This is a genomic window from Microbacterium sp. LWH10-1.2 (assembly GCF_038397765.1).
In the GTDB taxonomy this organism is placed as follows: Bacteria; Actinomycetota; Actinomycetes; order Actinomycetales; family Microbacteriaceae; genus Microbacterium; species Microbacterium natoriense.
Map to the genome: position 1 here is coordinate 3,475,575 of NZ_CP151638.1, position 12,733 is coordinate 3,488,307.

At 68.9% G+C, this 12,733-nt stretch carries 10 protein-coding genes; 2 read left to right on the forward strand and 8 right to left on the reverse strand.

Translation table 11 applies throughout. From position 1 onward, the window contains the following. Positions 1–62: 62 nt before the first annotated feature. Positions 63–2,708, forward strand: a complete 2,646-nt coding sequence (locus MRBLWH10_RS16235; protein WP_341940713.1) for a penicillin acylase family protein — start codon at positions 63–65, stop codon at positions 2,706–2,708. Positions 2,709–2,710: 2 nt separating this feature from the next. Here the strand turns inward: MRBLWH10_RS16235 and MRBLWH10_RS16240 are convergent, their stop codons facing one another. Beyond that, positions 2,711–4,060, reverse strand: a complete 1,350-nt coding sequence (locus MRBLWH10_RS16240; protein WP_341940714.1) for an MFS transporter — start codon at positions 4,058–4,060, stop codon at positions 2,711–2,713. Between the two features lie 140 nt (positions 4,061–4,200). Here MRBLWH10_RS16240 and MRBLWH10_RS16245 point away from each other — a divergent pair, with 140 nt between their 5' ends. Then, a complete protein-coding gene (locus MRBLWH10_RS16245) occupies positions 4,201–4,962 on the forward strand; it encodes an alpha/beta hydrolase (RefSeq protein ID WP_341940715.1) in 762 nt (253 codons plus the stop codon). Between the two features lie 281 nt (positions 4,963–5,243). Here MRBLWH10_RS16245 and MRBLWH10_RS16250 read toward each other — a convergent pair whose 3' ends face one another. The 7 genes from MRBLWH10_RS16250 to MRBLWH10_RS16280 all read right to left on the reverse strand — a co-directional run bounded on the left by MRBLWH10_RS16250 (position 5,244) and on the right by MRBLWH10_RS16280 (position 12,715). Next, positions 5,244–6,047 carry a DUF559 domain-containing protein gene (locus tag MRBLWH10_RS16250; protein WP_341940716.1) on the reverse strand — a complete coding sequence of 268 codons (804 nt, stop codon included), beginning with the start codon at positions 6,045–6,047 and terminating at the stop codon, positions 5,244–5,246. 418 nt (positions 6,048–6,465) lie between these two features. Continuing rightward, the gene (gene mnhG, locus MRBLWH10_RS16255) at positions 6,466–6,855 is read right to left on the reverse strand and encodes a monovalent cation/H(+) antiporter subunit G (protein ID WP_105673481.1); all 390 of its coding nucleotides are present in this window, start codon (positions 6,853–6,855) and stop codon (positions 6,466–6,468) included. Then, the gene (locus MRBLWH10_RS16260; RefSeq protein WP_105673480.1) at positions 6,852–7,121 is read right to left on the reverse strand and encodes a monovalent cation/H+ antiporter complex subunit F; all 270 of its coding nucleotides are present in this window, start codon (positions 7,119–7,121) and stop codon (positions 6,852–6,854) included. The genes mnhG and MRBLWH10_RS16260 overlap by 4 nt, the downstream gene beginning before the upstream one ends. Further along, positions 7,118–7,690: a Na+/H+ antiporter subunit E gene (locus MRBLWH10_RS16265; protein ID WP_105673479.1), complete on the reverse strand. Its 573-nt coding sequence runs from the start codon at positions 7,688–7,690 to the stop codon at positions 7,118–7,120. The genes MRBLWH10_RS16260 and MRBLWH10_RS16265 overlap by 4 nt, the downstream gene beginning before the upstream one ends. Next, entirely contained in the window at positions 7,687–9,240 is a 1,554-nt protein-coding gene (locus tag MRBLWH10_RS16270) for a Na+/H+ antiporter subunit D (protein ID WP_341940717.1), read from the reverse strand. Before MRBLWH10_RS16270 ends, MRBLWH10_RS16265 begins: the two co-directional genes overlap by 4 nt. Next, complete coding sequence (locus tag MRBLWH10_RS16275; RefSeq protein ID WP_105673477.1) at positions 9,237–9,770, reverse strand: Na(+)/H(+) antiporter subunit C; 534 nt, start codon at positions 9,768–9,770, stop codon at positions 9,237–9,239. The genes MRBLWH10_RS16270 and MRBLWH10_RS16275 overlap by 4 nt, the downstream gene beginning before the upstream one ends. After that, entirely contained in the window at positions 9,770–12,715 is a 2,946-nt protein-coding gene (locus tag MRBLWH10_RS16280) for a Na+/H+ antiporter subunit A (protein WP_341940718.1), read from the reverse strand. The genes MRBLWH10_RS16275 and MRBLWH10_RS16280 overlap by 1 nt, the downstream gene beginning before the upstream one ends. Between the last annotated feature and the right edge of the window lie 18 nt (positions 12,716–12,733).

Below are 12,733 nucleotides of genomic sequence, written 5' to 3' on the forward strand. Positions count from 1 at the left end.
GACACGCGTCCTGGGGCTCGTGGGACTGAGTCTCACGACGCCACCCGAAAGAGTTCTCGACGATGACAACCGATTCGCCGGCTGCGGCCGCACCCTCGCGCCCCTCGCTGCCCGTCCGCATCGGGCGCATCTCGTTCCTCGTCCTCGCCGGCGTCGTCGTCATCGCGGTCGCCGCCGCCTTCTTCCTCACGTGGACGATCCAGCGCTCCTTCCCGCAGACCGACGGCTCGGTCGAGCTCACCGGGCTCAAGTCCGAGGTCACCGTGCAGCGCGACGAGCGCGGCATCCCCACCATCACGGCGGACACGACGGATGATCTGTTCTACGCCGAGGGATTCGTGCACGCGCAGGACCGGTTCTTCGAGATGGACTTCCGCCGCCATGTGACGTCCGGCCGCGTGGCCGAGATGTTCGGGGAGTCCCAGGTGGGCACCGACTCCTTCCTCCGCACCCTCGGCTGGCGCGAGGTCGCCGAAGCCGAGGTCGAGGCGATGGACGACACCACCCGCGGCTACTACGAGTCCTACGCCGATGGGGTCAACGCGTACCTCGCCTCGCGCTCCGGCGCCGACCTCTCCCTCGAGTACGCGGTCCTCGGTCTGCAGAACGCCGACTACTCGCCCGAGCCGTGGACGCCCGCCGACTCGGTCGCCTGGCTCAAGGCGATGGCGTGGGACCTCCGCACCAACGTCGAGGACGAGACGGAGCGGGCGCTGCTCGCCTCCCAGCTCGCCGACGGATCCGCGACCGACGCCGAGGTGTCGTCGACGCTCGATCAGCTCTACCCGCCGTATCCCTTCGACGAGAACCCGGTGATCGTGCCCAAGATCTCGACGGTGCCCACGGTGGGGACGGACGCGGATGCCGTCGCCTACACCTCCGACGGCGCCGGCGACGAGGTGCAGCGGGCGAGCACGACGATCGAGTGGCAGCAGGCGTCCGACGTGATCGAGGCCGCCAGCCTCCTCGTCGGCGACGTGGGCGAGGGCATCGGCTCGAACTCGTGGGTGGTGTCGGGCTCCCTCACCGAGGGCGGCCTCCCGCTGCTCTCGAACGACCCCCACCTCGGCTCGGCGCTCCCCTCGGTCTGGTACCAGGTGCAGCTCAAGTGCGCCAAGGTCACCGACAGCTGCCCCTTCGACGTCGGCGGGTTCTCGTTCTCCGGACTCCCCGGCATCGTGATCGGGCACAACCAGCAGGTCGCGTGGGGCTTCACCAACCTGACCACGGATGTCACCGACCTGTACATCGAGAAGATCGACGGCGATCAGTACTGGCGCGACGGCGCCCTCGTGCCCCTCGAGGAGCGCACCGAGACGATCAAGGTCGCGGGCGGAGACGACGTCACCCTGAAGATCCGCTCCACCGTGCACGGACCGATCATCTCCGGGCTGGTCGACGACTTCACCGCCCTCGCCGACGACCCCGACCCGGCTCTGAGCGCGGGCGGCGCCGCGGCATCCGACCCGTCGAGCGAGACCGAGTACGCCGTCAGCCTGCGCTGGACCGCCCTCGACCCCGGCACGGCTTCGACCGCGATCTTCGCCCTCTCGACCGCGAAGGACTTCGACGACTTCCGTCGTGCGGCATCGCTGTTCGACGTGCCGGCGCAGAACCTCATCTACGCCGACACCGAGGGCAACATCGGCTACCAGGCGCCCGGCCGCCTGCCGATCCGCGGGGCCGGAGACGGATGGATGCCGCAGCCCGGCTGGGACAGCACCTACGACTGGACCGGATTCATCCCGTTCGAGGAGCTGCCGGTGTCGTACAACCCGAGCTCGGGGTACATCGTCACGGCCAACAACGCGATCGTCACCGACGACTACGCGCACTTCCTCACCAAGGACTGGGACTACGGCTACCGGGCGGGCCGCATCGCGCATCTGATCGAGCGACGAGCGGCTGAGGGCCCGCTGTCGGCCGCCGACATGCGCGACATCCAGATGGACAACGAGATGTGGATCGCGAAGAGCCTGACGGCCGCGATCGCCGACGTCGACGTGAAGGGAGCGGGTCCGAAGAAGGCGGTGGCGCTGCTGGACGGCTGGGACGCCCAGAACGACGCCACCTCCGCCGCCGCCGCGTACGCGAACGTGCTGTGGTCGAACCTCGTGCAGAACATCTTCGGCGAGCGCGAGCAGCCGCTGCCGATCGACGGCCAGGGGCGCCTGTTCACCGTCGTCGCCGCCCTGCTCGACGACCCCGCGGACCCGCTGTGGACGAACCCTCAGCTGAAGGTCGACGGCATGGACGAGATGCTGGCCCTCTCCGCCGAGGAGGCCTACGACGAGCTCGCCGGGCTGCAGGGCGACGACGTCTCCCGGTGGAACTGGGGCGACCTGCACGCGCTCAGCCTCGCCACCTCCACGTTCGGCTCCTCCGGCATCGCCCCGATCGAGTGGCTCTTCAACCGCGGGCCCTACCCCGTCGGCGGCGGAGGGTCCGTCGTGAACGCGACCGGCTGGAAGCTCGGCACCTCCTACGCCACGACCACCGTGCCGTCGATGCGCATGGTGATCGACCTCTCCGACTTCGACTCCTCGACGTGGATCCACCTGACCGGAGCATCCGGCCATGCCTTCGACGCGCACTACACCGACCAGACCGCCGACTGGGCCGCAGGTGTGCAGAAGCCCTGGGCCTTCTCCCCGAAGGCGGTGGATGCCGCGACCGTGAACACCCTCGTGCTCACCCCGACCGGCTGAGCTCAGCCTGCAGTGGAGTCGGATGCGGTGGCGGCACGACGGGCGATGACCCAGGTTCCTGACGCCGCGGCGAGGAAGATCACGGCCAGCATCGCCCACCCCGCGAAGCCGAAGGTGATCGCCGTGGCGTTCACCACGAGGGGGGCCGCGAGCGATCCGAGCGAGAACCCCATCCCGAACACGCCCTGGTACGCCCCCGCGCGCTTCGGGTCGGCGAGCTCGAAGCTGAGCCCCCAGCCGCCCGCCTGAGAGAGGATCTCCGCGAACGTGTAGGCGACGGTCGCGGCGACCAGCAGCAGGATCGCCACCCACGCCGGCACCCCCGCCGCCAGCGCGTAGACGAGGCAGGCGGCGACGATCAGGCCACCCGCGATCAGGGTGACACGGCCGGCCGTGCGCAGGTCGTGGGTTCCACGCGACGCCCGCACCTGGAACATCACCACCAGGACGGTGTTCACGATCAGCAGCACGGCGAACGTCACCTCCGGGGCGGCGGTCTCGCGAGTGATCCACAGGGGCACGCCGACCTCGAAGACGCCGAACTGCATCGCGAAGACACCCGTCAGGACGGTCAGCGCCAGGTACCGCGGGTTGCGCCAGGGAGAGCGTCGGCTCCAGTCCGTGCGCTCGGCGAGGGCGGCGGCCGCGGCATCCGTGTCGATCGAACCGGTGGCGGTGACCGCGGGCTGCGGGGTCGCACGCGCCGGCGCATCGACCTCGGCCGTCAGACGCAGCAGCGGCAGAGAGCCGACCGCGCACAGCAGTCCCGCCCCCACGATCACGATCCGGTAGGCCTCGGCCGTTCCCAGCGCGAGCGCGAACGCGCCGATCGCCGACCCCACGGCGATCGACACGTTGGTGACGGTGCGCAGCACGGCACGGGCATGCACCCGCCGTTCGGCCTGGAAGCCCCTGGCGATGATCGCCGACCGCGCCGAGTACCCCATCGAGTCGAAGAAACCGGAGAGCGACGCCAGCAGCAGGGCCGAGGTGAAGTCGCCTGCGAACGCGTAGGCGGTGAGCAGCAGACCGCCGAGAGCCTCGAACACGAAGGTGAGCCGACGGGCGCTCCAGCGGTCGGCCGACCATCCGCCGAGGAAGGACGCCACGACGCCGCATCCGCTCGACACCGCGAGGACGATCGCCGCCTCGCCCGCGCTCAGACCGACGATCTGCGTGAAGAACAGGACGGTGACCGCGAGGAAGACGCCGCGGCCGATGCGAGACACGGCCACCGCCGTGACGAGGGCGCGGAGCACGGGATCGCTGAGGCTGTGGGCGATGCGGGCGGCGAGGCCCTTGGCCCCCTCCTCCGTCTGCACCTGGTCGGCGTCTGGGCTGGATGAGGGCACGATTCATCCTCGCACGGAGGGCGGCCGACCCCGCCGTTCCGGCCTGCGCCTTGTACATCTCCCGCGCGGGGAGGGGTATCCGGGCTGCGGGAGCGGCGGCCGGGTCGTCGATGGCGATCCGCGTCGACTAGCGTGGACGGGTGCCGAATCGCCTTCTCGCTCCTCAGGACGTTCCGGCACTGCTCGCCGAGTTCGAGCACGGAGGCGCGACCCTGATCACCGAGACCTTCGGGACCGGAGAGCGCACCTTCATCCTGCTGCACGGCATCGGCATGGGGCGCAGCGTCTACCTCGACGTGGTGCAGCGGCTGCGCGGGCGGGTCATCGCGGTCGACCTCCCCGGTTTCGGCGAGGCCCCCGAGCCCACGCGCACCCTCACCATGGAACGGCACGCCGATCTCGTCGCCGCCTACCTCCGCCACTCCGACGAGGCCCCGGTCGTCGTCATCGGACACTCGATGGGCAGCCAGATCGCCGCTGAGCTCGCGGCCCGGCATCCGTCCCTCGTGTCCGGCGTGGTGCTGGCGGGTCCGACGGTCGACAGCGCCTCACGCAGCATCCGCGCCCAGGCCTCGTACCTGCTGCGCGACCTGCTCGGCGAACGGCCCATCGTGCTCTGGCGCGGTGCCCGCGAGTACCTTCGCGGGGGACCGAACCTGCTGCGGAAGATCCGGGCCACCATCGTGCACGAGCCCGAGAAGGCCTACCCGCGCATCGACCGCCCGACCCTCGTGCTGCGCGGCGAGCACGACCCGCTCGCGCCGATGAGCTGGTGCCAGCAGATCCTCACGCACATCCCGGGTGCCGAGCTCGAGGTGATCCCCGACCACGGCCACGGCACGCTCATCAGCGACGCCGGCCCCGCGGCATCCTTCATCCAGCGCTTCGCCGACCGGCTCTGATCCGGCCCTGGTCCAGGCCTGGCGCGGTTCCGATCCGGGTCAATTGCGGTCTGCTTCGGGTCTGGTGCGGTCTGCTTCGGGTCTGGTGCGGGTCCGGCCCGATCCCGGATCTGCTCCCGGTCCCGTGCGAGTCTGGTCCCGGGTCTGATCCCGGGTCTGCTCCCGGTCCCGTGCGAGTTTGATCCCGGGTCTGAGGCGACCGGGCGGCGCGCTTCGGCGTTCACAACTCCTCAAAAAATGCTCAGGAGAGCCGGATGCCGGGGGTTTTGACCCTGTTCACCTCAATCTGTGAGGAGTTGTGAGCGGCTGGCGGCTGCGAGATTCGTCCCGAGAACACTGATCGCCGTCGCCAGCGACCGGCGCACCTGATCCGGAGCGTCCATGATCTCGCTCGCGAGAGGCCTCAAGGTCACGTAGCCGAGCTCTGCCGCAGCCATGTCACGGCGCCGATCCTCGACCTGCTTGTCCCATCCCTCATGGAACTCCTTGCTGTCGCACTCGATGATCAGCCAGCCCTCGACGACGAAGTCGACACGGCCGACACCCGCCAACAGCATCTGCGTCTCAAACCGCACGCCCAGCGAGCGCAGGATGAGCCGCATGTACGTCTCCGGCCCTGACTCCGCTGACGGATCCACAAGCGCGAGCAGGGATCTGTACCGAGACGGCAGCTCCGCGAAGACCTCCTCGAGCTGGCGCCGAGTCATCACACCGTGATGCAGCACGCTATCCAGGGTGGCCAGCGCCGCGCGAGGGTGCTGGCAGCGGATCCCCTCGCGCACCGCATCGAAGACGGATGCGGCGTGCAGAGATCGTTCGCCTCCTCCGGTGTACCAGTGCACACGGGTACGCGAACTGAGCGGCATCCGAAGGCGTGAGGCCCCCTGTGCGACCTGCACGTGCAGCCGGTCGCAATGATGGACGAACACGCCGAAAGTACGGAGCAGCGAAAGGCACGATAACCGTCCCCCGATCCGCACTGCCTCGATGACGTCGTCATTCGTGCTCGGATCCGCGTACCGGTCCCTCCGGATTCGGCAGAGGATTCCGTTCCGCACGGCCGTCGCGATCTGACGTCCGCTCATGCCGTGCTCACGCAGTTCGGCTCGCCTGAAGACGACAGGGCGTACGCGTTCACGACGCGCTCTCTCACGGATGCTCTCGGTCGGATCATCGCTGAAGTCTGGCGACAGCGAAGAGATCGCGGAGCGCCGATTAGGCGATTGTGAACAAGTTCGCTCCGAGGACGAATTGGGGAGGAGAAGTGGCATCGATGTGCCGCGTTCACAACTCCTCAAGGATCGTCGCGGCCGGCGGCGGGAGTGGCGGGACTTCCTGCAGGGAGAGAGGTCCGGCAGCGAACTTTGAGGAGTTGTGAACAGACGCGCCGGATCCACACGCACGGATCGGCCGGTGCCGGATCGACCGGTCCGCCGGATCCACACGCACGGATCGGCCGGTGCCGGATCGGCCGGTCCGCCGGAACGGCCGGCCCCGGATCGGCTACCCGGCGCCGGGCGGGGTCTGCTTCGAGTCGGCGAGCTCGTCGACGACGAGGTGACGCTGGTCGATCGATCCGTTGCGGTACGCCTGGCGACCGACCATGTGCGCCGACAGGGGTGCGGTCGCGAACTGCATCAGCACGATGGGCGCCACGAGCACGAGGCCGAGGAGGATGCCGCCCACGGAGCGCTGCGACAGCGCGATCGCGATGCAGATCAGCAGCAGTCCGAGCACCTGCGGCTTGGTCGCCGCGTGCAACCGCGACGGCACATCGCGGAAGCGGAGGAGGCCGACCGCCGCCGACAGGCACAGCAGCGCCCCGAGCAGGATCAGCACGAGGACCGCCACGTCGATGACGGCATCCGGGATCATGAGACCGAACACGTTCATGGTGTCGTGTTGTCCCTTCTCGCGACGAAGCGGGCGACGGCGATGGAGCCGAACACCCCGATCGCGGCGATGATCAGCAGCACGGGGATGCTGCGGGTGTGTCCATTGATGGCCATCTCGGCGCCGAGCACGCACATCACCTCGGTGAGGAGCACATCGGACGCGACGGCGCGGTCGAGGATCGAGGGGCCTCTGACGATGCGGATGACGGTGAGCACGGCCGCGACGCCGAACACGACCATGATGACTGCGAGCAGGATGCTCATCGCGACGCCTCCGCCCTTTCGTCCTCTTTCAGCGCACGATACTGCGCCGGGTCACCGAGCGCACGGACGATCCGCTTCTCCCACAGGAGCACGCCGGCCCTCTGCTTCTCGACGTCGGCCATGCTGCGCACGCCGATCACGTGCAGGTAGAGGATCCGGCGGTCGCGATCGGCCTCGACCACGAGAGACCCGGGGACCAGCGATGACGCGACGGCGACGTGCGTCATCATGAGGTCGTCGGAGTAGCGCAGCTGCACGGCGATGATCGCGGTACCCGGCTGCCGGCGGAAGTCGAACACCTGCACGGCCACGGAGAGCGCGCCCCGCAGCACCGCGAACAGGAACTGCACGCCGAGGGTCACGGCGTACCAGACGTTGATGCGGCCGGAGAGCTCCACCGTCGGCAGCCGGAAGACACGGGTCACGAAGATCGCGACGACGAGACCGGTGACGAACGACAGCAGCGTGAACTGCGCCCACAGCAGCATCCAGAGCACGACGAGCCAGGCGAGGAACGGCAGCTGCACGCCGAGGTCTCGCCAGAAGTGCCGGCCGCTGTCGGGGCTCATCCGTCGACCTCGTCTTCCAGCTGCACGAGGCTCACCGGCTGCAGCAGCGCTTCGCCGATGCGGTCGCAGAGGGCGTAGAGGGGGCCGGCGAACACGGTCAGCGACACCGTGACGGCGACCATCCCCGCTGTCGCCACGGTCATGATCGCGGGGATGCGGCGGCGCTCCTGCTGCTCATCGGCGGCGGGGGCGTTGCCCAGGTGCGAGATGCGGCCCTCGGTCTCGGTGGAGTCCTCCTCCTCGCGCCAGAAGGCGAGGTTCCACGCGCGCATCAGGGCGTAGAGCGTGAGCAGCGAGGTCACGATGCCGCCGACGATCAGCACGATCATGAGCGGGGTCCCCACGGATGCCGCGGCCTCGAACAGCGCGAACTTGCCGATGAATCCGGAGAACGGCGGCAGTCCGCCGAGGTTGATCGCGGGGATGAAGTAGAGCACGGCGATCACCGGCGCGATCTTGAGCAGCCCCTTCACCCGCAGGATCGACGTGCTGCCCGCTCGACGCTCGACGAGGCCGACCGCGAGGAACAGGGTCGTCTGCACGATGATGTGGTGGACGATGTAGTACACCGTCGCCCCGATCGCCGTGGGCGTAGCTATCGCGAGTCCGAAGATCATGTACCCGACGTGGCTGACCAGCGTGAAGGACAGGATCCTCTTGAGCTCGGCCTGCGCCACCGCACCGAGCACGCCGACGATCATGGTCGCGAGGGCGATGATCAGCAGCAGCGTGTTGATGCTGTTGTCGGCGAACAGCTGCGTCTCGGTGCGGATCAGCGCGTACACGCCGACCTTCGTCAGCAGGCCCGCGAAGACGGCGGTGACCGGGGCGGGCGCCGTCGGGTAGGAGTCGGGGAGCCAGAACGACACGGGGAAGATCGCGGCCTTGATGCCGAAGGCGATCACGAGCATGAGGTGCAGGACGAGCTGCGTCTCCTGCGGGAGCTCCGTCATCCGCTCGGCGATCTGCGCCATGTTCACGGTGCCGAGGGCTCCGTAGATCATCGCGATCGACGCGAGGAAGAGGATCGACGACACGAGCGACACGACGATGTAGACGGCGCCGGTGCGGATGCGCGATTCGGTGCTCCCGAGCGTGATGAGCACGTACGACGCGACGAGCAGGATCTCGAATCCCACGTAGAGGTTGAAGAGGTCGCCGGCGATGAAGGCGTTGAAGATGCCCGCCGCGAGGATCAGATACGAGGGGTTGAAGATCGAGATCGGGGTCTCTTCGGCGCCGTCGGCGACACCCTGGCCGATCGAGAACAGGAGCACGGCGAGCAGCACGATGCTCGACACCAGCACGAGCAGGGCGGCGAGCCGATCGACGTACAGCACGATGCCGAACGGCACCGGCCAGCCGCCCACCGAGACCGCGAGCGGACTGCCCGCATCGACCGCGACGAGCAGGACGGCGGCGATCACCGAGACGACGACGAGGGTCACGACCGTGACGATCGACTGCACGCGGGCGTTGCGCCCGAAGATCAGGGTCACCGCCGCGCCGAGCAGCGGCAGGGCGACGAGGAGGGGGATGAGGGCGGTCACGTGCGGTCTCCCCCATCGTCGGATGCCGTCGGCCGGTCGACCGGGGCCTCATCGTCGATCGCGGGGTGGTCGCGCATGTGCAGCACCGTGATCGGGGCGGTCTGCACGCCGACGAAGTCGGTGGTGACGTCGTCGTCGGTGTAGTCGCCCTCGTCGTCGCCCATGAGGTCTTCCTCGGCATCCGTGCGTCCGCGGATGGCGATGTCGTCTTCGTCGTCCTCGACCGTGTCGGCCTGCCCCAGCTGCCAGGAGCGGTAGATCAGAGCGAGCAGGAACGCGGAGACGGCGAAGGTGATGACGATGGCGGTGAGGGTCAGCGCCTGCGGCAGCGGGTCGCTCATCTCCCCCTCCGTACCGAAGAACGGCGCATTGCCCGGCACTCCCATGACGATCAGCAGCAGCAGGTTCGTCGCGTTGCCGAGCAGCAGGAAGCCGATGAGCACGCGGGTCAGGCTGCGCTCGAGCATGGCGTAGACACCGCACGCGAACAGCACGGCCATGATGACGATGAGGGTCAGCGAGACATCCATCAGATGTTCACCCCTCTCTCGCGCATCTCCTGCGTCTGCCTGTCGACCTCGGCGCCGAGGCTGCGCAGCACATCGAGCACCAGGCCGATCACCACGAGGTACACGCCGATGTCGAAGATCGTCGAGGTGACGAACTCCATGTGTCCGAGACCGGGGATCTCCCACTCCCAGAACGTGCTGGTGAGCGGGGAGAGACCGAAGAACAGCGGCACGACGGCGGTGCCGACGGCCAGCACGAGTCCCGCCCCGAGGAGGCGTCCGGCATCCGTCGGCGCAGCCGCACCCAGCTCCCAGCGCCCGCCGGCGATGTACCGCATCACGAGCGCCATGCCGGCGACGAGGCCTCCGGCGAACCCGCCGCCCGGGAGGTTGTGGCCGGAGAACAGCAGGAAGATCGACACGACGATGATCGTGTGGAACAGCACGCGGACGATGACCTCGAGCAGGATCGACCGGTTCTCCGGTTTCATCTTCGACCCGCTCACGAGCCAGGCGCGCGGACTGCTGCGGTTCTCGGAGGTCTGGAAGCGCACGCCCTCCGTGGTCTCGACGAGCGGTCGACCCCGCGTCGCCCGCCGCGCGGACCTCGGGAGGGTCTTGGTCGCCGCGAGCAGATCGGCGCGATGCGTGACGAAGACGAGGGATGCGACGCCCGTCGCGGCGAGCACGAGCACGGACAGCTCGCCCATCGTGTCCCATCCGCGGAGGTCGACCAGCGCGACGTTGACCACGTTCTTGCCGTGCCCCAGCTCGTAGGCGAGCTTCGGGAACATCGCGGAGATCGGCTCGGCGACCCTGGACTGCGTGGCCACGACGGCGACCAGCGCCATCGTCACGCCCACGCCGATCCCGAGCAGCGCCCGCGGGATGCGGCCGACGGAGGCGTTGTGCTCGCCCATCCGCGCGGGAAGCCTCCGCAGCACCAGCGCGAACGTGACCATCGTCACGGTCTCGACGAGCACCTGCGTGAGGGCGAGATCGGGGGCGCCGCTGGTCGCGAAGAGGGCGACCATGCCCAGCCCGGTCACCGAGACGAGGACGACGCCGGTGTAGCGCTTCTGCGCGCGCACGGCGAAGATGCCCGCGACCGCCATGAGCGGGGCTGCGGCGATCTGCGCCGGAGTGTGCCACGCCGAGAGCTGGAACCGATCGATGTCGCTCGCGAGCAGCGCGGTGACCTCGGCGGCGACGAACACCACGAAGATCGTGCCGACGTAGACCGGCAGCGAGCCCCGCTGGGTCAGGGTCGTGCTGAGCACGGAGAGCCGGTCGATGCCGCGCATGGCGAGGTAGTAGGCGTCGGCGGCGGTGAACGGCAGCACGCGCGGCTTGCGATCCCAGCCGGTGCGACGGGTGAGCAGGAACAGGCCGATGCCGAGCAGGACCGTGAGGATCGAGATGCCGAGAGCCGGTTCGAATCCGTGCCAGAGAGCGAGATGACCGGGTCCTTCGACGGCCTCCCCCGCGTGATCGAGACCGGGGGTCGCGGTGACGGCGTACCCCTGCAGCGCGACGTCGAGCGCCGGGGCGCCGATGCCGGCGGCGAGGGTGAGCCCGGCGAGGATGATGGGCGCCGCGAGGAAGCCCACGGGCGGATCCGGCCATGCCGTCTCCGGCATCCGGTCTCCGCGCTGATCGCGCTTCGTGAAGAACGCGCCCCAGAGGAAGCGCGTGCCATATGCCGCTGTCAGCATGGAGCCGACGGCGATGCCGATGATCGCGACCAGACCCCACGGCGAACCGCCCTGGGCGTCGTCGAGGAGGGCCGTGAGAGTCGACTCCTTGGCGACGAATCCGATCGTCGGCGCGATGCCTGCCATGGACGCCACCGAGATGAACGCGGTCGCCGCGAGGATCGGGGCCTGTCTGCCCACACCGGAGAGCTCGGTGATGTCACGGGTGGACAGCTGGCGGTCGATGATGCCGACGATGAGGAAGAGCGCCGACTTGAACAGCGCATGGCCGATCACCAGGGCGAGGCCGGCGAGGGCCGACGCCTGCGTGCCGTATCCGACGACGACCGCGAAGAAGCCGAGCTGGCTGACGGTGCCGAAGGCGAGGATGCGCTTGAGGTCGGTCTCGCGCAGGGCCTGGATGCCGCCGAGCAGCATCGTGAAGACGCCGAGAGAGATGACGATGGGGCGCCACGGCCCGCTGAACGCGAAGATCGGGGCGAACCGGGCGATCAGGTAGATGCCGGCCTTCACCATCGCGGCCGCGTGCAGGTACGCGCTGACCGGCGTCGGGGCCGCCATCGCTCCGGGGAGCCAGAAGTGGAACGGGAACAGCGCCGACTTGCTGATCGCACCGATCAGCAGCATCACGATCGCGGCATCCACGATCGGTCCGGTCGGCGCCAGGGCGAGGATCTCGCGGATGCTCGAGGTGCCGGCGTCGACGACGAGGAGGACCACCCCGACGAACATGACCAGGCCGCCGAGGGTGGTGACCAGCAGGGCCTGCAGGGCGGCGCGTCGGCTGGCCGCGCGGCGGCGGTAGTGGCCGATGAGGAGGTACGAGAGGATGCTCGTCACCTCCCAGAACATCACGAGCATGACGAGGTCGTCGGTGAGGACGAGTCCGTACATCGCGCCGGCGAAGCCGAGCAGAACGCCGGCGAACTGGCCGATCCCTGCGGAGTCGTCGTGGAAGTACCAGCGGCAGTAGTAGAGCACCAGGGCGCCGACGCCGGTGACGATGAGGGTCAGGACCCAGCCGAGGACATCCATGTGCATGGACATGTTCAGCCCGAGCTGCGGGATCCAGGACAGGGTCTCGAAAGGCGAGTCGCCCGTGTCGAGGACCTGCGGCGTGAGCACGAGGGCATGGATGAATGCCGCGGCGGGAATGAGCGCGGCGACGACGAACGCGCGCGCGCCGATCCAGCGCACGAGAACGGGCATCAGGAGCGATCCGAGGAGGAACACACCGAGGAGGGTCAACATGATCGTGGCTCCCTCTGG

Bases quoted from the DNA above. Each gene is read 5' to 3' on its own strand.
- MRBLWH10_RS16275 (WP_105673477.1), bottom strand. From the start codon at position 9,770: ATGGATGTCTCGCTGACCCTCATCGTCATCATGGCCGTGCTGTTCGCG.
- mnhG (WP_105673481.1), bottom strand. From the start codon at position 6,855: ATGAACGTGTTCGGTCTCATGATCCCGGATGCCGTCATCGACGTGGCG.
- MRBLWH10_RS16280 (WP_341940718.1), bottom strand. From the start codon at position 12,715: ATGTTGACCCTCCTCGGTGTGTTCCTCCTCGGATCGCTCCTGATGCCC.
- MRBLWH10_RS16260 (WP_105673480.1), bottom strand. From the start codon at position 7,121: ATGAGCATCCTGCTCGCAGTCATCATGGTCGTGTTCGGCGTCGCGGCC.
- MRBLWH10_RS16250 (WP_341940716.1), bottom strand. From the start codon at position 6,047: ATGAGCGGACGTCAGATCGCGACGGCCGTGCGGAACGGAATCCTCTGC.
- MRBLWH10_RS16265 (WP_105673479.1), bottom strand. From the start codon at position 7,690: ATGAGCCCCGACAGCGGCCGGCACTTCTGGCGAGACCTCGGCGTGCAG.
- MRBLWH10_RS16235 (WP_341940713.1), top strand. From the start codon at position 63: ATGACAACCGATTCGCCGGCTGCGGCCGCACCCTCGCGCCCCTCGCTG.